The organism is Sphingobacterium rhinopitheci, from assembly GCF_022627575.1.
Classification (GTDB): Bacteria; Bacteroidota; Bacteroidia; order Sphingobacteriales; family Sphingobacteriaceae; genus Sphingobacterium; species Sphingobacterium rhinopitheci.
Genome location: NZ_JADEYQ010000003.1, coordinates 89,399 through 114,560 on the forward strand (window position 1 = coordinate 89,399; position 25,162 = coordinate 114,560).

A 25,162-nucleotide genomic window follows, 5' to 3' on the forward strand; every position below is an offset into this window, starting at 1 on the left:
ATTACTTTCTTTTTAATTCACGATACATACGATGTACGCCATTTATTGCAAGGCTACCTAACCAGGTACTACTTACCCAACCTATTAAACACAATTTTCTACTAAGTTCCCATTGTTTTCTAATAGTATAAGGAAGTTTGAAATAATACTTCCACCATTCACCAAATCGTATTGTATATTTTTCCCAAGGCTTAGTTCCTGTGTAGTGAATATTACCTCTATGATGGACGTCATTCCAATCCTCGATTGTATAAATTTCCATAAATTCATTTTTATAAGAAGAAATAAAAAATGTTCTTATACTATTCCAATAGGGTTTTAATGCATATACATGATTTTTGCAAACAATATTCAGTACATCTTGGTCAGGAAACTGAAGATAAGGAACCCTAGACGCTTCCATAAATTTTTGTACAATTCCTTCTTTCCTCAACAATTCAAGATTCATCATCAAAAAACCAGAGTTAAAATACTGTCCATGAATACAACCTAATTGTACTACATAATCCTCCTGAAAATCTAATGGAGATTCATAAACTGCGGCTAAATAATAGGATGACAAATCTAGATCATTATATAAAACAGCAAGATCATTTTGAACTACAAAATCACAATCGATATAGATAATCTTATTTACTGTTGGTAATATATCTGGTAATAATAAACGATAAGAAGCGGCTATAGTATATCTTTCATCTACATAAATACCCTCTAACTTACCATCTAAATTAATAAATGTAAATCTTAATCTATCAGGATCCCAATTATTAAGCATATCAACTTGCTCAATGGAAAGATCTTGTGTCAAAAGACAATAAACGTTAAAAGTTTGACTTTTGTTTGAATTGCTAAGTACAGACTGAATCGTCGTGCATGCTGGCACGAAATAATTAGGTGTAAATGCTAATACAATTGCTATTTCTGTTTGATTTTCCAATAATTATATTTTTTTTCACTAAATACATTAAACAATTTGATTACCCAATAAGGTAATGTTGCAGCACCAATCCCACACACTTAATATCTTATAAACTAATACCATAGTCCTGGGATATCTTCTTTAATAGAAAACAATCCATTTAATCCAATTTTCTAATTTTAATATAACGTTTAAGTAGAAATATCTTTAACGATAAATTAGTAACACTCATTATCAAATACAGGACGCTATTCACCTTACCTCTTAATTCATGGGTACATATACTCATGTCTCTTACAAAAGGATCATTACCTTGCAGATCCTTCACATCACGTACTAACCCAAAAAAAATATAAAACCGCTGTGTTGATAATAAAATATGTGTTTGTTCATTAGTAAAACCTAAGTCAAGTACCGACTGAAAACTAACAGCATAAAAAGCCTTTTCATATGAAATATCTTTTTTAAAAGTATTCATAATTGAAGAGATATTATCCATTTGATAATGATAATAATTGGCTTCAATCACTTTTACACATTTCACATATTTAGCTATTCTAATATTCCAAATAAAATCTTCGCCAACTGTCAATTGCCGTGGAACCGACATCACCCAGTCATTAAATAATGATCGAATAAACAGCTTAGCCCATAATTCTTTTGGATATAACTGATCTAAAGTGTCAATCAGGTATTCGCTTTGATTGATAGTTTTATTAAATTTAGATCTTGTTATTAACACATCATTATCTCCAATAGCACTCAGCATAGCTTCTAAGGCATTAGGAGCTATCAAATCATCCGCATCGATAAAAGTAATATACTTCGCACGCGAATTTTCTACACCAACTTTTCTTGCTGCATTAGCACCAGCATTCTCCTGGGAAATTAACTTAAGTCGATTATCGCTATAGGTACTTACAACAGAAGATGTTTCATCCGTTGAACCGTCATTGATAATTATTAATTCAAAATTTTTGAGTGACTGACATAATACACTTTCTATCGTCTTACCTATACAATGAGCAGCATTATATGCAGGAAGAATAATAGATATAATAGCGGTTTTATTATTAATAGCTTCCATACTAATCTATTCGAAATAATTTAAAATACACAGGATAAGCGAAAAGCTTCATTAACAAGGCTACTTTCCATTGTATTGTAAGAGAGTAAACACTAAAAATAGTACGTAGATGCACAAGGTGTTGAAATACATTATTATGTTTATCAACAGTTGATCTAGTAGATCTATCCAATAATATTATTTTTCTCTCTTCTACACTCATTCCTAAACATTTATAAAACAGATAGTGATGATAAAATGCATCCAGTTTATCTAAATATAATTTTTTCTAAGTGAAGTAATATTATTAGATCTATGTCTATAATAATAGAGTTTCAAATTAGAAAGAACTATACTATTCCACAAATTTACAATGTGAAGTATTAACAATTTTATCTAAGCTGTCTATAATAGTTCCACGAATCCCACTGATATCAAGGCAAGAAATATTATTTGCAAACTTCTCTCTAGTATTATTTCTTAATGATGGATTATTTAGATTTTCAATAATTGTTACATTTATTAACCACGTATCCTGTACTTTGTGAGGATTAACATTCCAAAAATTATACAAATTAATCCCATTATAAGATGCTACATTTATATGGATACCGAAGAAAGCTTCTACTAAATTCTTGAATTTTCGATTCATCTGCATAGCGCTATAAAAAATCAATAATATCCATTTGATAGGTATCTCTAAAGTAGCTACGACAGGCTAACACATAACCGTCATTTCTCTTACCAAATGTATTTTCCTTCCACAGCGCTACCTCTTGCGAGTTAGGAATTATATATTGTAATTTTTGATTATTTTTAGTTAGCACAAACTTGACCTTTCCCTGATTAATCCAAGTACAAAACCATAACCAAACATCATCAGCTTTAGGCACTAAAGCTAAAAAAAGTTCCTTATCTAATACAGTAGTTTTAAATAATCCCCGACGGTAGAAAACACCACCTACCGCTTCAGTATAGAGTTGAGTATGCTCACCTAAATCAGTTTTAGAGCAATGAATCCAGTCATCATAAGTTCGAATAGCACCATTATCAGTAGTAACTATGACTGCCTTATAAGCAAATACATTAAATGCTGGATATTCAGCCGCAGAATGGACCAAATGACTTAACCAATCTTTATAATACACAACATCATCATCACATAGAACAATATCCTTCTCTTGCGAATACGCTTGAAAAACATAATAATATTTACTGTGACAGTAGTAATCAACCTCCATTTCAATCAATTCTACTATTCCATTATCATAGACACTCTTAAGAAAACTATTCGACTGAACAAGCAGCTTTTTGAATCCTTGGGGTACATATATATTCATTTTTTCAGGCAATAATGTACCATTCAGGATAGATAATATAGCATACTCAAAAAAGCTAATCCTTGGGCCATATGTTGTCATAGCAATGATAACATCTTTGGCACGAGGCTTATTGGTATAATTCATGAGGATATGTTCCTTATTTCGTAGTAGATACTCATATGTACCAGGAATGAAAGGACGTAATAACTTATTAAATACTAATTTTAATTTTTCTAACATCACTTAAATTATTTAAGGAAACAGCTTTTTTTTAATCCTTTTAATATAATATTGAATTACAAATGGTATATCTGATATTTTTTTTGGATAATTCCTATAGGATTTCAAAATACGAATCCGTTCATCCTTACCTATTATATATTCAATATTCACTCCATAATTACGTAGGTACAAAAACATCTCAATCCGATCCCATTTTGTTTTCAAACTATTCAATTGAATAAAATCTTCATACCAATGAAAAAAATCAACAAGTACCTCATAATAAATCACATATTTACTACTATCCGAACTAGAAGACACATTTATACCACTATCTCTCCAATACACATAACTACCTGGAATAGTATAAATCCCTTTATCTAAAGCTATCTGCATTACTGTTGCATTATCGGAACGCATAGCCATAGGGAATTCCACAAAACCTCCCAATTCCTTAAAAGTGTTGGTTTTGAAAACAAACTCAGGCATACGCGCATCAATTTTATCATGATATAATAGTTCAAAAAAATCAACAGATGTCAGCCGCTCAGGATATTCATTAGGTACCTTTAGCACATTACCATTTTTATCAATTATTTTGATATTAAAATGAAAAACATCAACGTCTATAATATCTAAAACAGCAAATAAATGCTCAATACAATTATTACCTATAATATCATCATCAGAAAACATGATGAACCACGGTTCATCGGTAATTAAATCTAAACATCTGTTCCATTGCCCTATTAAATCCTTCCCTCCTAAATTATCTTCAAAGCGATAATAAACGATATCAAGATCCTCTATACAGGGCTGAATAATAGCCTCCAAATCATCGGGACTGCAATCATCACCTATATAAACTGTAAATCTCTTATCCGTTTGATTTCGTAAAGATTCCAATGTCGCTTTTAAATAAACTGATTTATAAGCTGGGATAATAATTGCAAGATTATTCATTCTTTGTTTCAATTCTTTTCTTGGTACCTATCAAATTTTTGTTTACCATCTTTATCAATAATCCAAGAAGAAGATTTATGAACAGAGTTCATATAATAAATATTTTCATCTGTTAACGCATTTGGATTCAAATACCAACCACCATGCGTACATAAAAATTTTCCTGCCAATCGAATTGAAGACAAAAAATGTCCCTTACTTAAATTATAACCAGGCCTATACAGTGCAAAGGTAGTATCAACTTCAGCTAAAAAAACATCTTCTTCAATTTGTACCTCCCAAAATTTACGCTCCCAATCAATTACCTTTTCTTTTAAAGGATAATAATTAGGTATATCGTCTATCTCCAATGCAAACCCCACCTTAACAATTTTTTTATAATGACTAATTAGCATATATATCATCTTCCTTAAAAAGTCAGAAGGTAAATTAATATTTGGCACGATATCAGCATCCGTAAGTACATAGAATCCTTTACCATATTTTTTTAAATATTGTGGATCTTCAAAAAACACCATATGTCCCAAATTATCAGCCCTTCGTTCTATAACAACCTCATTTTTAATAGAACTATAATATGCTAACAAAGGAGGATACGTACTATTATTATCAATTATTATGATATTCTTGAATCCACGTTTTAATAAAAAACCAACTAATTGCTGTAAATAGAATAATTGATTGAAATTAATTATGATAATAGGGATAGAAAATTGATCAATTAATTGAAAAATTGTAGTAGGCTTAGATAATACAATATATAAATACCTAATTATATTTTGAAATAGTAACACAATTTTCGACATACCTATTTTTTAAATAATGCAAAAAAAGATTTCACTTTCAGAAAAACCTTAAATAATCGACTCCTATCCAAGTCTTCCTTAAAAGCATCTAATTCATTCAACCTGATATAGTCATCATAAAACAAAGGGAAGTATTTTTTCAAAGTAACATCCCGTTCCTTTGTAATCAAATCTTCATTTGAAGATTCCGAACTAATCCCGTCATTATAAAACACAGAAATCACTAAATCTATTGATTTATAGGACAAATTATAATTAACCAAACCTAAAAGAAACCATTTCCAATCCGAGACAATTTTCAAGTTTTCATCGTATTCTCCTACTGTTTCAAAACATTTCCTCTTTATAAAAGTATTTGGATGTCCCAAAGTATGATCAAATAGTAAATCAAATGTAACATACTTAGCAGAATTCCAACAAAAATCTCCCTTTTCAGGATCGGAAACTATCAGAGAACCTGAAATAATATCAGCCTGGTCCAATTCTAAAATTACCTTTTCTATAACATCTGCTGAATATAATATATCACCACTATTTAAGAAAAGTAAATATTCTCCTTTAGCGACTTTTATACCCTTATTCATAGCATTATAAATACCCTTATCAGGTTCACTAATCCAACAACTAATTTTCTGAGTATTTGATTCCAATAATTCTTTACTGCCGTCCGTGGATCCACCGTCAATAATGATATACTCAAAATCTTCATAGGTTTGCGAAAAAACACTATTCATTGTTCTTTCCAAACCATCTCGATTATTATAATTGATAGTAATGATTGTTAGACTATTCATTTAACATCACTTTTCATTAGCACATCTTGAACAAAATCATTCAAATGAACGGGTAAAAAACTATTTCCTAATGACGTTGAGATGAATTTAGCATCATGTTTAAAATTTTCTTCAAATAACAATGAAAAAATTTTATTACTTAATTCAATCGAATCAAAGTTTTTAACTTTATATCCATTTATGCCATTCACTACAAAATCATTTACGAATCCTACTTCAAAACCTATAACTGGAGTACCTGAAAATAGGGCTTGGGATACCATAACTGGGCCTGTATCAGCCAAAGAAGGACTAATGTACAAATCAGCAGCCTGGTAAAATAATGTCAAAAATAATAGATTATTAATAGTTGCTGTTTTAATCACATGAATATTAGAGAAATCCCAATTAAAGCAATCCTCAGTACCTAATAAATGAAAATACACTACCTTATCTGCTTCAATAAGTTTTTCATTTAAGTATAAAAAACTCTCATTTAGCTCCTTAAAACCCTTTCTTGGATCACTAATTGAATTTGCTCCTGCAGCTATAACTATAGCATCATCAGGAATATCAAATACTCTCTTAGCAATATCTCTCTTTTTAAAATTAAAAATGTTTGTATCTATAATACCATTAATAAATGGTGTAGGTTTTTGATCAGAAAAAAGAAAAGATGATTGAAGCTGACTTAAAGATTCGCCAGAAACAGCTATTGATCGAATACCATATTTTTCTACGGCCTTTCTTCTCAAAAGTAAATTATGAGATGCTCGATTCTTATTATTTGGATCTAGGATTGCAGGACAATTAGAACAATCCACTTTATAGCCATCGCAATCTAAAGAATAATGGCATCCTCCTGTAAGTGGAGCCATATCTGCCATTAAGACAAATACCAAAGAACTATACTTATTTGACAATTGGCCTAAAGTCTCAAAATTAATAAAATTACTCGTCCAAGAACCTATAATTATATCTGGCTTAATAGTAATATACTTCTCGAGTATTTCTTGAGTAATAAAAGACTTTGATTCATCCTCGTTATAGAAATAATATCGACTATCATATTTAGAATCACTTTTAAAAACATTTTGAATCTTTCTTTTTAATCGATTTATTAGTCGATCGAAAAAATTAGCCTGCTTCTTTTCAACTGGAATCTGTATAACAAAATCAGAATTACTTTTTTTATCAAGCACAAGCATTTGTACTTGATAACCTAGATTAATAAAAGTTTCACAAATTTTTAGATTAAAGGTACCAGCCCCTCCATAATCATAATATGATAATAATAAAATATTCTTCATTTTTAATTTATGATTTTGTAGAACGCGTAGATTGCTTTTATGACTTGATCTTGATTATCTTTATCCAATGCATAATAAAAAGGCAAACGTAATAGACAATCTGTATATCTATCTGAATTTGGAATATTTATCTCTTCATTATTTTTCAAGTAGAACTCACTCTTATTTAAGCTTAGATAATGAAATACTGGATAAATGTCTTTTGCTTTCAAATCAGAAATTAATGCACTTCTTTCTTCATATGATCGGCAAAGGATATAAAACATATGCGCATTATTCGTTGCATAAACCGGTTGCACAGGCAGTTGAATGCAACCTAGCTCTTGAAGATACTTAAGCTCATCATAATATTTATTCCAAATACTTAGTCTTTTACTCTGTATTGCCTTCAAATTTTCTAATTGAGCATATAAAAATGCTGAAATCAATTCAGAAGGTAAAAATGATGAGCCAATATCAACCCAACCATATTTATTTACTTCACCCCGAAAAAATGCAGATCTATTTGTTCCCTTTTCTCGTATTATTTCGGCACGCTCATTATATCGACTATCATTAATTACTAACATTCCCCCTTCTCCTGCAATAATATTTTTAGTTTCATGAAAAGAAAAAGCAGCAAAATGACCTATCGACCCTAATGCTTTTTTTGTACCATCAAAAAAAGTATAATAACTGTCAATAGCTTGCGCAGCATCTTCAACAACAAAGATTCCAAACTCATTTGCTAACTTCATTATACCTTCCATATCGCATGATACACCTGCATAATGAACTGGAACTATAACTCTTGTTTTAGAAGTGATATGCTTACTGATCTCATTTACATCTATATTAGGATTATTCCCACAAGAATCGACAAAAACAATTTTTGCACCCCTTAAAGCAAATGCATTAGCTGAAGAAACAAAAGTATAACTTGGAACAATAACCTCATCTCCAGGCTTAATGTCACAAAGAATAGCTGCCATTTCTAACGCATCAGTACAAGAAGTTGTCAAAAGTACCTTTTGGAAATCATAATTTTTCTCAAAAAATTCTTGACATTTCTTTGTAAAAATTCCGTCACCGGAAATCTTACCAGACTTTACTGCTTCCTCAATATACTGTAACTCCTTGCCTATTATAAATGGCTTATTAAATGGTATCATGTAAACCTAACTCTAAATTTATTTAATGGAAGCAAACTCTCTTTATTATCTACATAAGATGCTTCAACAATTTGCAATAACCCTACTTTACAAACAACAGTAGGCAATCCTTGATTAATAAAAATTATTTTACCTGGGGTACGATTCTCGATAACAACATCAGCTACTTCAACAACACTTATTAAGTTAACAATTCTATCACCATAATACATTTTGGCATAATTAAAAGGATACCCACAAGCATCAACCTTTCGGCAAATCTCAGATGCAGATTTATTCCAATCTATAAAATAATCAGACTCATCTAACCAAAGAGAATATGAAGATTGCAAATCTTCCTGCTTCTCCCCAACCAATGGTTGATTATTAATAATTTTTTGAAATAGGAAATTTATTATTTCAACATACAATTTGGAAACAATTTCAATTGCTTTAGCAATCTTCATTGGATATTTAATCTCAATACTTCTTTGTGCAATAATATCTCCTTTATCATATTCTTCACTTGCAAATAACGCCGTAACACCAATTTTAGGCTCACCATTAATCAAACTAGACACTAATGGTGCAAAACCTCTGTATTTAGGCAATAAAGAGTCGTGAAGAACAATCAAATTCTCTTTAAGAATCAACCATCTCCAAGATACAGCGATGTACCAATCTGCAGTTTGGTCTTCATATACTGATTCAGAATTATAGAAAAATCTAATCTTAAAATCTACACACAAAGACTTAATCTCTTCACTATAATCATTTTCAACATTTTTATCTTTACCAATGCAAACAAAACTTATATGAGTATAGTGTTGAAACGCACAAATTGAATTAAGGGTTTGAAACCCCTTCTCTGTCATTAAATATAAGCCTACTTTCTTTAACACCTTTCAAACAATTTTTATAAAAAAAACTTTACATATTAACTAAGTATTCCATAATATTGGGGAAACAATAATTCCATTCTCAGTATCACCATTTAGTGATAACTCATTACCAATATCAACTATATTAAACTGTCCCCCACCATCAACAATATCATAGATCTCAACCCCTGGATTATCTAAAGCCACAGCAAATTTATATGTATTTGGGACTAAGACATTACCTTTCAACATTCCACTAAATACATTTACCCCATACGTAATATTTTTTCTTTGAATAAATATTACATTATCATACTTATCCAAGACAGATAAATTAACACGAGCATTAATATGTTTACGTAATTCAACTTTAATGTCAAAATAAATATCTTCTAAATGAGAAAACTCATTGGTCATATTCATTTTACTATTCAGAATTCTAATATCTAAAACCTGCGCTGCCTTATTTACATCTTCCTTGTACAAAAACTTGGAATTCGAATTAGTACTAAATGAAACATACAAATCTAAAATTCTATTTACACTACCCTGCTCCTGTAATGTCCCGTTATTCATTAGAATTCCTGTGTTACATAATGTTTTTACAGACGCCATATTGTGACTTACGAACAAAACAGTCCTTCCTTCTCCTTTAGACACATCTCCCATCTTACCCAAACATTTCTTTTGGAATTCAGCATCCCCAACAGCTAATACTTCATCTACAATCAAAATCTCAGACTCCAGATGTGCAGCTACTGCAAAAGCTAATCGAACGTACATACCTGAAGAATAGCGCTTAACAGGGGTGTCAATGTAGCGCTCAACTCCAGCAAAATCAACAATTTCATCAAACTTTCGCGCAATTTCACGTCTTGTCATACCTAAGATAGCTCCGTTCAAAAAAATATTTTCACGTCCTGTCATCTCTGGATGAAATCCAGTACCAACTTCCAACAAGGAAGCTATACGACCTTTCACCTTTATATTTCCTGTGCTTGGCTTGGTGACCTTGGACAGAAGTTTTAATAAAGTGGATTTACCAGCGCCATTTCGACCTATAATACCTACCGCATCCCCCTGCTCTATTTTAAAATTAATATCACGAAGGGCCCATACATAATCTGAAACACCACTCGTTGTCCTATCATTACTTTCACCTATCCTCAAATAAGGATCATCTTTTCCTCTTATCTTATGCCACCACCGATTCAAATCATGTGACAAAGTTCCTGTACCAACTTGCCCAAGACGATATTGTTTCGATAAATTCTCTACTTCTAATGCAATATTTTTCATTACAATCTGCCTTGAAATTAAATTGTATCCATAAAACTCTTTTGAACTTTATTAAAAACCAAAGTTCCAATTATCAACATAATTGATATAAAAACAATAGAATAAATTAACATCCCGCTATTAAAATCTCCAACACCTAAAAAACCATACCTAAAACACTCAATTATTGCGGTTAATGGATTAAGAAGTATAATATCCCTATATTTCTCATTCATTGCTGAAACTGGATAAATTACAGGAGTAGCATACATAAACAACTGAACTCCAAAAGTTAACAACATTGTCATATCCTTGTACTTCGTGGTCATGCTACTAAAGATCATACCAAGTCCTAAGGCAAATCCTGCCATCAAAACTATCAATATTGGAGTCATTAATACCCACAAATTAGGATGCAATTTCCCTATATAACTGTAATAGATAACAACTGCGATAAACAATAGAAATTGAATTGCAAACTGCATCAAATTTGATGTCACCACAGCCAATGGCATAATAAGCCTAGGAAAATAGACTTTACCAAAAATATTTGCATTTGTAGTAAATACGTTAGCTGTTTGATTGAGACTATTCGAAAAATAATTCCACATTACAATCCCCGAAAGATAAAACGCCACTTGAGGTGCCCCATCTGTAGATAGACCAGCTAAATTTCCAAAAACGAATGTGTACATAATCGTTGTGAAAATCGGATTAACAAAAAACCAAATTGGACCTAAAATTGTCTGCTTGAAATAAGTTACAAAATCACGCTTTACTAATAATAGTAAAAGATCACGATAACGCCATACTTCTTTTAAATTCAAGCTTAACAAACTTGAATGAGGTTCAATAACTTCGGTCCAATTTTCAGCTTCACTTAAATGTTTACTATCCTCCATTTTGAACATTATATATTAGTACTTTTTAAATCTTCTTGCACCATTTCTTTTACTAAAGCCTTTATGTCATACTTAGGCTTCCAACCCAATACGGTCTTAGACTTTGTAGGATCTCCTAAAAGAAGGTCTACTTCTGTAGGTCTATAATATTCAGGATCTACCCGTACTACGACCTTACCAATCTCAAGCTGAAAATCAGGATTTGAACAAGAAAGAACTTTGGCGACTTCATTTTCATTACTACCTACAAATGCTAATTCAACACCTATCTCCGCAAAAGATAATCGTACAAAATCACGTACTGAAGTAGTTTCTCCTGTAGCGATGACAAAATCTTCGGGATTTTCTTGTTGCAAAATCAACCACATCGCTTCCACATAATCCTTAGCATGGCCCCAATCTCTCAAGGCATTCATATTCCCCAAATAAAGGCAATCTTGCTTACCTTTAGCAATACTGGCTACCGCCATCGTAATTTTACGTGTCACAAATGTTTCACCACGTCGTGGTGATTCATGATTAAATAAAATACCATTACACGCAAACATATTATAGGCCTCTCTATAGTTCTTGGTAATCCAAAAACCATAGATTTTAGCTGCTCCATACGGAGATCTAGGATAAAACGGAGAAGATTCGTCATACATCCCATTCACATTCTTATTCTCCGCTAATCCACCATACAACTCAGAAGTAGAAGCTTGATATATACGTGTTTTCTTCTCTAAACCCAAAATACGTACAGCCTCTAAAATCCTAAGCGTCCCAATACCATCTACATTAGCTACATATTCGGGCATATCAAAGCTCACTTTAACATGCGACATAGCGCCTAAATTATATATTTCATCAGGTTGCACCACTTGAATAATCCGTATTAAATTCGTTGAATCTGTTAAGTCACCGTAATGCAACTTAAACCTAACATTCTCTTCGTGCTGATCGATATACAAATGGTCTATTCGTTGTGTATTAAAAGAAGAAGCTCTTCTCTTGATACCATGTACCTCATAACCCTTGCTTAATAATAATTCTGCCAAATAAGAACCATCTTGTCCTGTTATCCCTGTTATTAATGCTCTTTTCATATATAATAGGTATTTTAACCTAAATCAATTTTATTTACCAAATTCTGCATTCAACATTCTTCTCAAGCCTTCTTCCATCGTAAATGGCGGGACAAAACCTGAAGACATCGCTTTGGTAGAGTCATACTTCGTAACGGCACAAAACTTTTTCACCCTCACCGAAGATACATTCAACTTTTTACCTGTCACAAATGCCAGTACATCGAATCCATATCCAGCGAGCATACCTAACCAATACGGAATCTTTACGGAAGGGATATTTTTCCCTAATATCTTTCCTGTATGATACACTAAATCCTTGGTGTTAAAATCTGGTTTATCTACATAATTATAGATATTATATCCATCTTTTTTTTCGAGTATTAAAAACTCAATAAAGGCAACTATATTTTGGATATAAGACATAGATTTTTGGTTTTCACCGCTACCAATCATTAAAAATTTTCCCGAAGCGATTTGCGAAAGAAGGTTAAAAACATTGCCGCGATTACCTTCACCGAATATTACCGTAGGTCTTACTATATTAACATTCAAATCGGGATTTAGTTTATGCCAATCTTGTAAAACTTGCTCTGCTTGCCATTTACTTTTGCCATAATGATTAAAAGGGTCAGCAGGGAAATTCTCATCCGGATTATCTTTATCAAGTCCATAAATAGCTACCGAACTCGTAAACACTAACCTTTGTACATTTTTTTCCTTCATTGCCTGTAGGGTATTCTTCAATCCTTGTACATTAACATCATAATATAAAGAAATAGGAGAAACGTCATCCCTATGCTCAGCAGCTAGCAAAACGACTACATCTACCCCATTCAACTCGAAAGATAGTTTATCTTGATCCAACACATCACCTATTACAGTAATATTTGGATACACTGTACTATTATTTTTATCTATATTCTTGAGATCAAAAATCCCTGATGCTGACAATACATCAATTAACTTTGTACCTACAAAACCAGAACCACCAATTATTGCAATATTCATATTTAAGTTTCTAAAAAAAATAGTTTATTTCTTTTGATATTTTGTTTCAACTACCCTATTGAATATATATGCTATAACCAACCAAGCCATAAAATTCAACATCAAAAGCAGATTATTACTTATATATTGGACGAGTACTATATTAAATATTGCATAAAAAATAGAAAACATGATAATAGATATCATCACCGATCTATGTGACATTCCCGCACGGATTAATTTATGATGCAAATGGTTTCTATCGGGTTTAAAGATTGGCTGTTTTGTTAAAAACCTTACTACCATTACCCTAGCCACATCAAAAACAGGAACTATTAAAACAGAAGCGGCCACAATAATTGCACCTTCAGAAAATGGTTTTATTGCCGGCTCATACATAGAAAAACTAATTGCTAAAAAAGCAATAGTATAACCTAAAGTCATACTTCCTGTATCTCCCATAAAAATCCTTCGTCTTCTTTTTGAAAATCCTACAACATTGAAGTAAAAGAAAGGTAAAAGCACACCAATCGTTATAAATGATAACAGCGCATGTATCCAAGCCTCATAATAGGCAAATAAAACCCCAAAAAACAAGCATGCCACCGCCACTAAGCCTGAACATAAACCATCTATACCATCTATTAAATTTACCGCATTAATGATTAATACGGTAATGAATATGGTAAATGGTACTCCGATCCAAGGGGACAATTCTACCATAAATCCCAAACCATACAAATTGTTAATCCATAATCCAGATAAGGGAAAAAAACTAGCTACAAACAGCTGTACATAAAATTTTTTCTTATTACTCAAACCGATCAAATCATCTGCTACACCTATCAAATACAGTATTACCAATCCACACATCAACATAATAAACATTGGAAAAACAACCCACGTGGTAATGTTCAAATTGCCAATTAATTGTGATACTAGTGGCACCTTGTAAATAGTAACAACAGAAATCGCCAATACACAACACTGAATAGGCATAAATGCAACACCACCCAATCTAGGTATGGAAGTTTTATGAAGCTTCCTTATCCCCACAGGATCAAAAAGCCTCTTTCTATACGTAACTAATATTACGTAAGGAATGATTACACTCCCTAAAAAAACAGCTACTAAAAATGGTAATAATAGAATTAAAAACTGCATAATAAAGATCAAATATTAATACTATTTGTTATACAAATCAGTCAAAAGTATCAATATATTAATTAAGAATTAAAAAATCAAAACTCATACGTACACATAAAAAAACACTTGGATACGTAAAAACGAGTTAAGAAGGAGTACAAAAAATAATTCGAATTAAAATTTAGACAAAAAAATAAAAATAATTAACCAAAACACAATTTATTCATTTCCCAATAAGTAATTTTCCACAAACGTAAAATAAACATCTTTTAATATTACTTTATTGTCTCTATCTAATAAATAAATAGTCGGATATGCTTGTATATTATATAATGACTCTTTCAATATCATTTTATGAGTATCAATCCCATTCATCCAATTTGAGGGTATTTTCGAATTATATTCTTCCCAATTCTTCAAATTCCCTATCGGATCAATTGCTAAAAGGATCATTTTTTTTTCAAAAATTTCTTTATTTAGGATATCACTTTGCTTCATTTCATTTAATGTTTCATTACAGTGTGAACACTTAGGATCATAAAATATGATAAGTTTTCTATCTGCGATGAAGCTCGACATACTTTTCTTTTGCCCCTCCCGATTAATAAAATAAAAATCAGCTGCTTGTTCACCTACTTGATTCTTCTGTACTAACTCTAATATTAATTGATCACGTTTTTTATCATTATCATTTAATAAATCTGAATTTTGGTAGGCCTGTAATACCTGTTCAAAATAAAGGTCATTGCGCATTGGGCTATTAGGATGATACAAGTATGATGATATTTTTTCTTTCAAAAAATAAAAGAAAACAGGCTCGTTCTCCGTTCTTTCAATTAATCTATTCAATGATGACTCAATATCAATAGAGCTATTACTTGGAAATGCAGACAAATAATCAACTAAAGATTGTTCAATCATATCAGGATATTGCTCAACTTCACTTTTTGTAAACTTGTACTTTATCCAAATAACATCTAAACCATTTAAACTATCTAAAGCTGAAAATGTAGACCCATTACGAGCACTTTTCTCTTTATCCCCACTTTTACACGAAAAAACAACAACAAAAATAATTAAGAATATAGGTTTAATAACAAATTTCATAAATAAATTAACTCGCAAATATTACTTTGCAATTATAATGCCTTTTTTCTAAATAATTTATTTTCACGAATTATTTTCAACACAAAAATAGTTCTTTTATTAACAAAAACGTAAATAATTATCAACAACAAGGAATCTTAGACCAACCTAAATACCTATTAAAAGTTGACTTATAGGTGATAATAGCTATAGATTCAGCATTTTGGAACGTTCCAAAACGCAGTATAGAATAATTAAAAAATAAATTAACATATTTATTAAAAAGGAATAAAAAAATATTTAAAAACTAACTATTATTCCTTTTGGAGTAAGGATTTTACAATACACGTTATAGATTTAATAATTAAAACAGAAAATTATCAAATCTATAGTAGTAACAAAGCAGCCATTAACACATAGCTATCCGCTAATTATATTATTGTATTTTGAGGGCGCCCTTTGCTGTAATTCGATTTACTTCATCCATTACAATCATAGACTTTACAGATTTACTAGCAACAGTACGAGTTGCTTTATTTGAAGCCTTTTCTACCACACCTGCATAACTTAAGGCTGCTGCAATCATTCGCTCCTCTTTAACCGCAAAATCTGTGAATATATAATCAGTTACATTGGTCTTATCAGCTGCAAGCCCTAACCAATAATCTGACTGCCCATTAGCATTCAAAAGCCTAAATGAAGTCACCCATAGACCTACTTTATTCATTATTTTTTGCTCAAAGAACCCCACTGGCTTACCAAAAGTACTTGTTCCTTCGGCAACTATTTTAACATTCATATAAGGCTTTAACACATTGATGAGCATCTCTGCTGCTGAAGCAGTATTATTAGAAACTATAAAACAAACATTATCTAATTCCAATTTATTATTTTTCGAATAATAGACGTCTTTGAATGTACTACTAGCTGCGTTTTTATTTTTACTTAAGTAAGTATTCAATTCATATGACAACATTAACTTATTTTGACCTGATGAATTAATTATTTTATCGGCAAAATAAACTGCAGCATCGACATAGCCCCCCCCATTATACCTTAAATCGACGATCAAGTCTTTAACATTTTTGGAAGCAAAGTCATCAAAAACACGATCTAAATTACTTTTATTTGCATTATTATTTTCAATTTGTTCAAAAGAGGAATACGCTACATAACCGACATTTTTATTAGCAAATTCAAATACCGTATCGGACAATAAAGGATCTATCTCATACGTACTAAAGCTCAAATCGTGGTCCTCTGTTTGATTATTTACTTTTTGGATTTTTATTTTCATTGAAGCCCGCGTCAAAGAGGTACGTAACTCCGTCAAAATAGTATTATATTTCTCTCTATCCACTACATTGCACGTACCTGAGGAACAATCTACTACTATTTTAGTATCAATACCATTAAGATTTAACACCATATCAGACCGATTTAGTCCTGCATTATCTGCTGGTGAGCCTCTTTCAACCATATACAAGAAAGGATACGCTGTTTGAGAATCTATGGCCCCCCATTGAAAAAACAAACCGTAACCATCATTATTATCCATTTTTAATTTGGCATTAGAACCGACAGTAGTAGAAAGATCAGAGAAATAAGAAAACCTATCATACTGTCCACCATAATTTGAATAAGGGGCATATGATGGTGTAAAAGCCTTCAGTCTATTCAAGACATTCTGCTGTGACGTTATAGTATCTGTGAATTTTGAAATATCATCATATTTTGGAACTGACTCTTCCCAAAGAGAATACAACTTATAGTAATAATAAATACTGTCTTTAATCAATTGCTCATCTGTTCTTGACTGAGAACTATCTGGTGTCGTAGGATGATCTATATCTTTTTTACAAGAAAATAAAAAGATTGAATGGACAAATACTATAATTACAAAACTATATCTATTAATCATACTTATTAAAAATCGTTAAAAAAAACAATCTACAAATTTAATTCCCAAAACGCAAAATATTCTTTATAATTAAAAAAATTACAGCATAATACTATGTAAAGAATTAACAGCATATTACCTATAAATACATGTTTGACTTCATTGAATAAACACAAAACAATAGCATAACTTAGGCCAATTATTCCATTCTTGCCAAAAATTAATCCTAAAAGAAGCTTTATACCTTTGTCATCTCACATAAAAATCTTATTTTTACGACAAATTTTTGATCAATGAACATTCACGAATATCAAGGAAAAGAAATACTTAAAAGTTTTGGTGTTAGAGTCCAAGAAGGAATCGTTGCCGAAACTCCTGAGCAAGCTGTAGAAGCTGCAAAAAAAATGAAAGAAGATTTCAACTCGGATTGGGTTGTTATTAAAGCGCAAATTCATGCAGGCGGCCGTGGTAAAGGTGGTGGTGTTAAATTAGCTAAAAACCTAGAAGAAGTATCACAACGTGCTACAGACATCATCGGTATGCAATTAGTTACTCCTCAGACTGGCCCTGAAGGTAAAAAAGTAAATAAAATTTTAGTAGCACAAGATGTTTACTATCCTGGAGAAAGTGAAACAAAAGAGTTTTATGTATCCGTTTTATTAGATCGTGCTTCAGGTCGTAACATCATCATGTATTCTACAGAAGGTGGTATGGATATTGAAGAAGTTGCTGAAAAAACTCCTCATTTAATTTTCAAAGAAGAAATTGACCCTAAAGTTGGCCTACAAGGTTTCCAAGCGCGTAAAATTGCTTTCAATTTAGGTTTATCAGGTGCTGCACACAAAGACATGGTTAAGTTTGTTGCATCTTTATACAAAGCATACGATTCTATCGATGCTTCGATGTTTGAAATCAATCCTGTATTAAAAACATCTGACGATAAAATTTTAGCAGTTGATGCTAAAGTAAATTTAGATGAAAATGCTCTTTACCGTCATGCTGAAATTGCAGCAATGCGCGATGTAACAGAAGAAGATGCTACAGAAGTGGAAGCTGGCGAATCAAACTTAAACTACGTTAAATTAGACGGTAACGTAGGATGTATGGTAAATGGTGCTGGTTTAGCTATGGCGACGATGGATATCATCAAAATCGCTGGTGGCGAGCCTGCAAACTTCTTAGATGTTGGTGGTACTGCAAATGCTGAAACAGTAAAAGCAGGTTTCAATATTATCTTAAAAGATCCTAATGTAAAAGCTATATTAATTAACATTTTTGGTGGTATCGTTCGTTGTGACCGTGTTGCTCAAGGTGTAATTGATGCATACAATGAAATAGGTAATATTCCAGTTCCTATTATTGTGCGCTTACAAGGTACAAATGCTGCAGAAGCTAAGAAATTAATCGATGAATCAGGTTTAGAAGTATTCTCTGCTATTTTATTGAAAGAAGCTGCTGAGTTAGTAACAAAAGTTTTGGAAAACAAATAAGTTTTCTATATCCATAAAAAAGGGTTCTATTGAAAAATAGAACCCTTTTTTTATATAATAATATATTTGTACAATTATATATTCACGGCCATCCTAGCTAGTGGGGCTATATCTTGACCTACAAAATCACCTTTCAAGTACTTTTGGTAACCCGCAATCGCGATCATTGCTGCATTGTCAGTACAATATTCAAACTTAGGAATAAAGACATTCCATTTATATTTCTCTCCCATTTCTAATAGGGCCGTTCTCAATCCAGAATTAGCAGATACTCCACCAGCTATAGCTATATCTTTTACACCTGTTAATTTAGCTGCCTTTTTTACTTTGTTCAAAAGTATGGTAACGATTCGCTGTTGTACAGAAGCACATATATCATGGAGTCGCTCGTCTAAGAAATTTGGATTTTTCTTGACCTCATCTTGTACTAAATATAAAATAGCAGTCTTCAGCCCTGAAAAGGAGAAGTTTAAATCTGCAATTTTTGGTTCTGGTAGTTGGAAGGAATTAGGATCTCCTAATTGTCCATACTTGTCTATCAAAGGTCCCCCAGGATAAGGTAGATTTAATATTTTTGCCGTTTTATCAAATGCTTCACCAGCAGCGTCATCCAATGTTTGACCTATCAATTCCATCTCAAAATAGTCTTTCACCAATACAATTTGGGTATGACCACCAGAAACCGTTAAACATAAAAAAGGAAATGACGGTTTAGGATCGTCAATAAAATGAGCCAAAATATGCGCCTGCATATGATTAACCTCAATTAAAGGTATATTTCTAGCTAAGGCAAAAGACTTAGCAAACGAAGTTCCAACTAAAAGTGATCCTAAAAGACCAGGTCCACGCGTAAAAGCTACCGCATCTACATCATTTTTCGTAATTTTGGCTTGGACAATTGCCTGATCAATAGTTGGAATAATATTTTGCTGATGCGCACGTGATGCTAATTCGGGGACAACCCCTCCATACTTAGCATGTATAGCTTGAGTAGCAATAACATTTGACTTAATAAAACCATCTATACATATAGATGCTGATGTCTCATCGCAAGACGATTCTATTCCAAGGATAATTGCCATTTAGAATTATTTGTAATTAAAAAACATACAAAAGTATCAAAAAAATACTAAAAATATCGTTAATAACCCTGAGTAGCTTGTTGGTACTCGTGCTGCTAATTACTGTAGCACTACAGTTTGCTGTTATACAAACTTTTGCTACCAAACGTGTTGCTACGTATTTGTCCGAAGAGTTAGAAGCTGATATTACTTTAGACCGCATTTACTTCAAACCTTTCACGACATTAGAATTAATAAATTTCAGATGGAAAGATAAGAATGGAACATCCATAATCGCAATTGAATCCCTAGAATCTAACTTTTCATTCACACAAATCCTTAATAACAAATTACAGATTAAAGAATTAACCGTAGAGAAAGGATATGTAAATCTAGAGATCTATAAAGATAGCACCAACTTTACGACAATAATCAATTATTTTAATCCAAAAAAAGATAAAAAGGGTAAAAAAAGTAACATTCTTACGCTAGAACTAAACCGAATAGAACTTAAACAGAATGAATTAAAGATTGTTGATCACACCTACAAACATCATAATAAAGGAGTTGATTTTTCAGACTTAGCCATCACAGAATTTTCTGCAATATTTGATGATATCAGTTTAGATTCAACTATGCAGGCGAATATTTCTAACTTTTCATTAAAAGAAAAGTCCGGACTGATCATTCGGAAACTTGAAACAGAAGCAAGTTACGGTTCAAAATCTATGGAGTTTAAGAACCTATATCTAGCGACAAATAAATCTATCCTACAGGATTATCTTAAATTGGAATACGACAGTATTGAATCCTTCGGTAATTTTATCAATGATGTACATGTAAAGGCAAATTTACGTAGCTCAAAGATATCTTCTAACGATATTGAATACTTTGCTCCTGACCTTAGAAAGGTCGTTTTTGAGGCGGCTATTCAAAAAGCTAATTTATCAGGTACAGTAGCTAATATTGTTGCTAAAAACGTTCAATTAAGTACGGCTAAGAACACAGAATTACTTGGTGCTTTTACCATTAAAGGATTACCAAAAATTAATTCTACTGTTTTTAATTTTAATATCAAAAAGCTAAAAACGTCAGCGAAAGATGTTGACTATTTAGTAGCCAAACTATCAGATCAAAAAACATTTAAATTACCTCAGCAATTATCATCATTTGATGATGTAATATTCAATGGTTCTTTTGTCGGTTTGTATAATGATTTCAATGTAAATGGAAATTTTAACACAGCACTCGGCAACCTTGCAACAAGTACCAAAATAAATATAAAAAATCCCCTTTCTTATAACGGGAATATTAGTTCAGATCATTTTTTTGTAGGTACATTAATAGATAACAATACAATAAACAGTACAGCATTTAATTTAAAATTCAATGGATCAGGGCTTAAAATTGATGATCTATCCTTAAAGTTCGATGGTAATATAAATAATATAAGTCTTCAAAATTACACCTATGAAAAACTATTACTAACAGGTAACTTAGATAAAAAAATACTCGATTTAAAAGGGCAAATTGTAGATAACAATCTAGATTTAAACTTTACGTCAATAATAGATTGGCAACAACAAAACCCAACCTACCTGCTAAATACTAAGGTAAATTATGCTGCACTCAACAAGCTACATTGGGTCGATAAAGATAGTATCGTTATCAATAGTGCTACAATAAACACAAATCTAGTTGGGAGCTCATTAAATACCATAGTAGGACACTTATATGCTGACTCTATTAAAATGAGTACTACGAAAGGTGATTTTAAAATCAACAGCGTTGATTTTAATGCAGATGGTGACGAGAAAAATCGCTCCTTAAGTTTGCAATCCGATGTCGTAGATGCACAAATAAATGGCAATATAGACCTTAACACCATAATCCCGTATTTTAAGTCTTTGGCGATGCGTTATGCACCTGCAAGTGCTATTGCAACGAGTGCATACAATTCACAAAATTTCAATTTGGATCTAACCATTAAATCTTTTAAGCCAATCGCGGCATTAATTGATCCAAATTTGAGTTTGGACGATGGCACTTACTTAAATGCAGACTTTTCATCCGACAACTACACAGCAAAATTTATTGCCTTTAGTCCCAATGTCGTCTACAAAGGGATGAAGCTAACTAATCTTTCTATAGAAGAAATGGCCGATGACAAAGCTTTTTCGTTAGATGTGATGGCAGATAGGTTAAATTTTTCAGATAGTACGTACATCAATAAAATTAATATTAATAATAAGCTTGCTAATGACAGTCTACACTTTACTATTGAGATGTCAGAACCTGAAGCTACAAATTATCTTAATTTAAATGGCAACATTCACTTTGCACATAATGCTCCGGCGTACATTAAATTTCAGCCTTCATCAATTATTATAAATCGTGAGCAATGGCGATTGAATAGGGATGCAACACTCCGTATTTCGAAGGGTAAAATTTATATTGATAACCTACTTCTGAATCAAGGGCAACAACAGGTAAAATTTGATGGTATAGTTTCCAATGAAAATGATCAATTAAATGTACTATTTGACAAATTTAGCTTAACCTCATTAAACGGAATTACAAATCCAGTAGGCATAAATTTGAAAGGTTTATTAACAGGTAATGTACAGCTAAATTCATTATTAAAAAATCCTTTTGCATCCGCAAAAATTAATACAACACCGATCCTATATAATGGGTTACCTATTGGCAAACTAGACCTAAATGCCAACTACGATCCATCTATAGGTATAGCAGAAATAGATTTGAACTTGTTCGACGATATCAAAAGAGGAATTTCAGTGCATGGGAATTACAACTTCTTTGATAAAGATGAACCGTTGAATATGAAAGGAAAGCTTAGTAATCTAGACTTAACTATCTTTCAGCCCTTTCTACGGAATTTAATAACCAATCTCAAAGGCCGAACCGATGCTGATATTAGCATCAATGGTTCTCTAAATAATCCTAAAATATCAGGATTAGGAAGATTTTTCAAATCGGAATTTACCGTTAATTACCTTAATACGCTATACAGGTTAGATAATCAAATCGCACTTGTAGAGAACAATTCTATTATTTTACAGAATTTTGCTATCCATGATACAAGAGGGCAACAAGCAAAAGCCAATGGTATCATAAATCTATCTAAAGTCGCAAATCCGTATTTAGATATCGATACATATGCTGATAACCTGATGATTCTAAACACCAATTTTAAAGACAACAATCTATATTATGGTACTGCTTATGCTACGGGCAATTTTAAATTTAAAGGATATACCTCCTCAATAGCGATAGATATCGATGCGAAATCAGAAAGTGGAACTGTGATAAACATCCCATTCAATAGCGCAATGAAAGTATCAGATAGTGATTTTATCTATTTTATAAGTAAAGATTCAACGGAGAATAAAAAACGAGAAAGAAGGACCTTTTTCAATGGTCTAACCATGAATATGGACTTCAACCTTACTCGAGATGCTGAAGTGAATCTTCAGACCAATTTAGGTTCCTTAAAAGGTAATGGAAATGGAGCCATCAGCATGAAAATATCAAGTCTTGGTGACTTTGAAATGTTTGGTGATTATGTAATCAATAATGGAAAATTTCACTTCACAGCACAGGATTTTATAAACAAATATTTTGACATCAAAGAAGGAGGAACTGTGAGGTGGACGGGCAATCCTAGCGATGCTATTATCAATATAAACGCATTGTATCAACAAAGAACGGCTATTCGCCCACTTTATAATGCTGCAGGTCGCGCCGGAGAAGATGAGCGCGTATTGGCACAAGCAGATATGTTGATCAAAGGCACCTTAGAGCAACCAGATATTTCATTTGATTTAAATTTCCCGCAAAACCCATATATAAAAGATCAATTACAAAGTTATTTGAGCGACGCAAACAACGTAAACCAACAAGCTCTTAGTCTTATTGTTAGACGTAGTTTCACTCCGAGCTCGACAGATCAAATTGGTAAGGAAGTTAATAATACCCTATTATCTGCAGGAGCTGAAATTGCCTTCAATCAGCTTAACAATATTATTTCGCAATCATTGAATGTGAATTTCTTTGATCTTAATATTCGTTCCTTCAATGATGCATCTGCTTCGGTAAGGTTATGGGATGACCGATTAGTTCTGACAGGAGGAATCGCTGATCGTACAAATTTTCAGGCAACAGATCTTACCTTTTTTAGACAAGGTATTACTACTGATGCAGAACTTACTTACCGATTACGCAAAGATGGTAGCTTGATGGTACGCGCATACAACAGACCTTATACACGTAATTTCTTATTACGCTCCAGTGATTCGGATTACATAAGTGCACTTGGTTTAGTTTATCGCCAAGAATTCAACTCATTGCATGAATTTTGGCGACGCATGTGGACATGGGGACCTTTAAATAATGAAGGTCAAAAACCAGAAAAGCAAAATAAGAACAAGAAGTAGTAGCTTATAAATATTTGTCTACTAAATAATGCCACTCCTCTTTTAAGGTTCCTTTAAAGACTACCTGCTTAGCTCGATTGTACCAATACTGGGCATTCCAGAGATCACCTTCTACACGATGTAGATAACCATGAATATGTGCTGAATCGTAATCTTCCAAATGATCGACTAGCTGATGAGCCTTTTCCCAGTTACCTTTAGCTTCCCACCATAAAGCTTCTAAAGGAATAGATATACCAGCAGGAGGAGCATGATTGCTTAATGTGGCTTGAAAGTCATTGTTTTTCATATTTAAAAATACAGAATTACGTTGGTTGTTTCTATGAAAAAATATAAACGGATACAATAAAATACTATAGGTTATTTTAACAGTATATAATCCCTTTTCTCTTT

General features: G+C 32.1%; 21 protein-coding genes. 2 read left to right on the forward strand and 19 right to left on the reverse strand.

Features of this window, described 5'->3' with window-relative positions; translation table 11 throughout:
* Position 1 precedes the first annotated feature (1 nt).
* From IP023_RS05250 to IP023_RS05330, 17 genes are all read right to left on the reverse strand, one after another.
* Positions 2–937 (reverse strand): glycosyltransferase family 8 protein, encoded by a 936-nt coding sequence (locus IP023_RS05250; RefSeq protein WP_241789214.1) that lies wholly within the window; start codon positions 935–937, stop codon positions 2–4.
* Between the two features lie 142 nt (positions 938–1,079).
* A complete protein-coding gene (locus IP023_RS05255; RefSeq protein ID WP_241789215.1) occupies positions 1,080–2,006 on the reverse strand; it encodes a glycosyltransferase family 2 protein in 927 nt (308 codons plus the stop codon).
* Between the two features lie 334 nt (positions 2,007–2,340).
* Positions 2,341–2,637, reverse strand: a complete 297-nt coding sequence (locus tag IP023_RS05260; protein ID WP_241789216.1) for a hypothetical protein — start codon at positions 2,635–2,637, stop codon at positions 2,341–2,343.
* Between the two features lie 10 nt (positions 2,638–2,647).
* Positions 2,648–3,547 carry a hypothetical protein gene (locus IP023_RS05265; RefSeq protein WP_241789217.1) on the reverse strand — a complete coding sequence of 300 codons (900 nt, stop codon included), beginning with the start codon at positions 3,545–3,547 and terminating at the stop codon, positions 2,648–2,650.
* 12 nt (positions 3,548–3,559) lie between these two features.
* Positions 3,560–4,492, reverse strand: coding sequence for a glycosyltransferase family 2 protein (locus IP023_RS05270; protein WP_241789218.1), 933 nt, complete (start codon positions 4,490–4,492; stop codon positions 3,560–3,562).
* 8 nt (positions 4,493–4,500) lie between these two features.
* Complete coding sequence (locus tag IP023_RS05275; RefSeq protein ID WP_241789219.1) at positions 4,501–5,298, reverse strand: glycosyltransferase family A protein; 798 nt, start codon at positions 5,296–5,298, stop codon at positions 4,501–4,503.
* Between the two features lie 2 nt (positions 5,299–5,300).
* Positions 5,301–6,092 carry a glycosyltransferase family 2 protein gene (locus tag IP023_RS05280; RefSeq protein ID WP_241789220.1) on the reverse strand — a complete coding sequence of 264 codons (792 nt, stop codon included), beginning with the start codon at positions 6,090–6,092 and terminating at the stop codon, positions 5,301–5,303.
* On the reverse strand, positions 6,089–7,381 hold the full coding sequence (locus IP023_RS05285) for a glycosyltransferase (protein WP_241789221.1): 1,293 nt from the start codon (positions 7,379–7,381) through the stop codon (positions 6,089–6,091). The genes IP023_RS05280 and IP023_RS05285 overlap by 4 nt, the downstream gene beginning before the upstream one ends.
* A 2-nt stretch (positions 7,382–7,383) precedes the next feature.
* Positions 7,384–8,532 carry a dTDP-4-amino-4,6-dideoxygalactose transaminase gene (rffA, locus tag IP023_RS05290; RefSeq protein WP_241789222.1) on the reverse strand — a complete coding sequence of 383 codons (1,149 nt, stop codon included), beginning with the start codon at positions 8,530–8,532 and terminating at the stop codon, positions 7,384–7,386.
* Entirely contained in the window at positions 8,529–9,413 is an 885-nt protein-coding gene (locus tag IP023_RS05295; RefSeq protein WP_241789223.1) for a formyltransferase family protein, read from the reverse strand. The genes rffA and IP023_RS05295 overlap by 4 nt, the downstream gene beginning before the upstream one ends.
* A gap of 39 nt (positions 9,414–9,452) precedes the next feature.
* The gene (locus IP023_RS05300; RefSeq protein ID WP_241789224.1) at positions 9,453–10,691 is read right to left on the reverse strand and encodes an ABC transporter ATP-binding protein; all 1,239 of its coding nucleotides are present in this window, start codon (positions 10,689–10,691) and stop codon (positions 9,453–9,455) included.
* Positions 10,692–10,708: 17 nt separating this feature from the next.
* On the reverse strand, positions 10,709–11,572 hold the full coding sequence (locus IP023_RS05305) for an ABC transporter permease (protein WP_241789225.1): 864 nt from the start codon (positions 11,570–11,572) through the stop codon (positions 10,709–10,711).
* Between the two features lie 8 nt (positions 11,573–11,580).
* Positions 11,581–12,660, reverse strand: a complete 1,080-nt coding sequence (gene gmd, locus IP023_RS05310; protein ID WP_241789226.1) for a GDP-mannose 4,6-dehydratase — start codon at positions 12,658–12,660, stop codon at positions 11,581–11,583.
* Between the two features lie 30 nt (positions 12,661–12,690).
* Positions 12,691–13,650 (reverse strand): NAD-dependent epimerase/dehydratase family protein, encoded by a 960-nt coding sequence (locus tag IP023_RS05315; protein ID WP_241789227.1) that lies wholly within the window; start codon positions 13,648–13,650, stop codon positions 12,691–12,693.
* A gap of 24 nt (positions 13,651–13,674) precedes the next feature.
* Positions 13,675–14,793: an MraY family glycosyltransferase gene (locus tag IP023_RS05320; RefSeq protein ID WP_241789228.1), complete on the reverse strand. Its 1,119-nt coding sequence runs from the start codon at positions 14,791–14,793 to the stop codon at positions 13,675–13,677.
* A 201-nt stretch (positions 14,794–14,994) separates the two neighbouring features.
* Positions 14,995–15,882, reverse strand: a complete 888-nt coding sequence (locus tag IP023_RS05325) for a DUF5106 domain-containing protein (protein ID WP_241789229.1) — start codon at positions 15,880–15,882, stop codon at positions 14,995–14,997.
* A 415-nt stretch (positions 15,883–16,297) separates the two neighbouring features.
* Entirely contained in the window at positions 16,298–17,782 is a 1,485-nt protein-coding gene (locus IP023_RS05330) for a S41 family peptidase (RefSeq protein ID WP_241789230.1), read from the reverse strand.
* 272 nt (positions 17,783–18,054) lie between these two features.
* Here IP023_RS05330 and sucC point away from each other — a divergent pair, with 272 nt between their 5' ends.
* Complete coding sequence (gene sucC / locus IP023_RS05335; RefSeq protein WP_241789231.1) at positions 18,055–19,251, forward strand: ADP-forming succinate--CoA ligase subunit beta; 1,197 nt, start codon at positions 18,055–18,057, stop codon at positions 19,249–19,251.
* 74 nt (positions 19,252–19,325) lie between these two features.
* Here the strand turns inward: sucC and tsaD are convergent, their stop codons facing one another.
* The gene (gene tsaD, locus IP023_RS05340; RefSeq protein ID WP_241789232.1) at positions 19,326–20,333 is read right to left on the reverse strand and encodes a tRNA (adenosine(37)-N6)-threonylcarbamoyltransferase complex transferase subunit TsaD; all 1,008 of its coding nucleotides are present in this window, start codon (positions 20,331–20,333) and stop codon (positions 19,326–19,328) included.
* 44 nt (positions 20,334–20,377) lie between these two features.
* Between tsaD and IP023_RS05345 the strand changes: the two genes are divergently transcribed.
* Positions 20,378–24,769: a translocation/assembly module TamB domain-containing protein gene (locus IP023_RS05345; RefSeq protein WP_449618992.1), complete on the forward strand. Its 4,392-nt coding sequence runs from the start codon at positions 20,378–20,380 to the stop codon at positions 24,767–24,769.
* A gap of 4 nt (positions 24,770–24,773) precedes the next feature.
* Here the strand turns inward: IP023_RS05345 and IP023_RS05350 are convergent, their stop codons facing one another.
* Positions 24,774–25,058 (reverse strand): hypothetical protein, encoded by a 285-nt coding sequence (locus tag IP023_RS05350; RefSeq protein ID WP_241789234.1) that lies wholly within the window; start codon positions 25,056–25,058, stop codon positions 24,774–24,776.
* Between the last annotated feature and the right edge of the window lie 104 nt (positions 25,059–25,162).

Coding starts and splice junctions, on each gene's coding strand:
- IP023_RS05255 (WP_241789215.1), bottom strand. CDS start 2,006: ATGGAAGCTATTAATAATAAAACCGCTATTATATCTATTATTCTTCCT.
- IP023_RS05260 (WP_241789216.1), bottom strand. CDS start 2,637: ATGAATCGAAAATTCAAGAATTTAGTAGAAGCTTTCTTCGGTATCCAT.
- IP023_RS05265 (WP_241789217.1), bottom strand. CDS start 3,547: ATGTTAGAAAAATTAAAATTAGTATTTAATAAGTTATTACGTCCTTTC.
- IP023_RS05270 (WP_241789218.1), bottom strand. CDS start 4,492: ATGAATAATCTTGCAATTATTATCCCAGCTTATAAATCAGTTTATTTA.
- IP023_RS05275 (WP_241789219.1), bottom strand. CDS start 5,298: ATGTCGAAAATTGTGTTACTATTTCAAAATATAATTAGGTATTTATAT.
- IP023_RS05280 (WP_241789220.1), bottom strand. CDS start 6,092: ATGAATAGTCTAACAATCATTACTATCAATTATAATAATCGAGATGGT.
- IP023_RS05285 (WP_241789221.1), bottom strand. CDS start 7,381: ATGAAGAATATTTTATTATTATCATATTATGATTATGGAGGGGCTGGT.
- rffA (WP_241789222.1), bottom strand. CDS start 8,532: ATGATACCATTTAATAAGCCATTTATAATAGGCAAGGAGTTACAGTAT.
- IP023_RS05300 (WP_241789224.1), bottom strand. CDS start 10,691: ATGAAAAATATTGCATTAGAAGTAGAGAATTTATCGAAACAATATCGT.
- IP023_RS05305 (WP_241789225.1), bottom strand. CDS start 11,572: ATGGAGGATAGTAAACATTTAAGTGAAGCTGAAAATTGGACCGAAGTT.
- gmd (WP_241789226.1), bottom strand. CDS start 12,660: ATGAAAAGAGCATTAATAACAGGGATAACAGGACAAGATGGTTCTTAT.
- IP023_RS05315 (WP_241789227.1), bottom strand. CDS start 13,650: ATGAATATTGCAATAATTGGTGGTTCTGGTTTTGTAGGTACAAAGTTA.
- IP023_RS05320 (WP_241789228.1), bottom strand. CDS start 14,793: ATGCAGTTTTTAATTCTATTATTACCATTTTTAGTAGCTGTTTTTTTA.
- IP023_RS05325 (WP_241789229.1), bottom strand. CDS start 15,882: ATGAAATTTGTTATTAAACCTATATTCTTAATTATTTTTGTTGTTGTT.
- IP023_RS05330 (WP_241789230.1), bottom strand. CDS start 17,782: ATGATTAATAGATATAGTTTTGTAATTATAGTATTTGTCCATTCAATC.
- sucC (WP_241789231.1), top strand. CDS start 18,055: ATGAACATTCACGAATATCAAGGAAAAGAAATACTTAAAAGTTTTGGT.
- tsaD (WP_241789232.1), bottom strand. CDS start 20,333: ATGGCAATTATCCTTGGAATAGAATCGTCTTGCGATGAGACATCAGCA.
- IP023_RS05350 (WP_241789234.1), bottom strand. CDS start 25,058: ATGAAAAACAATGACTTTCAAGCCACATTAAGCAATCATGCTCCTCCT.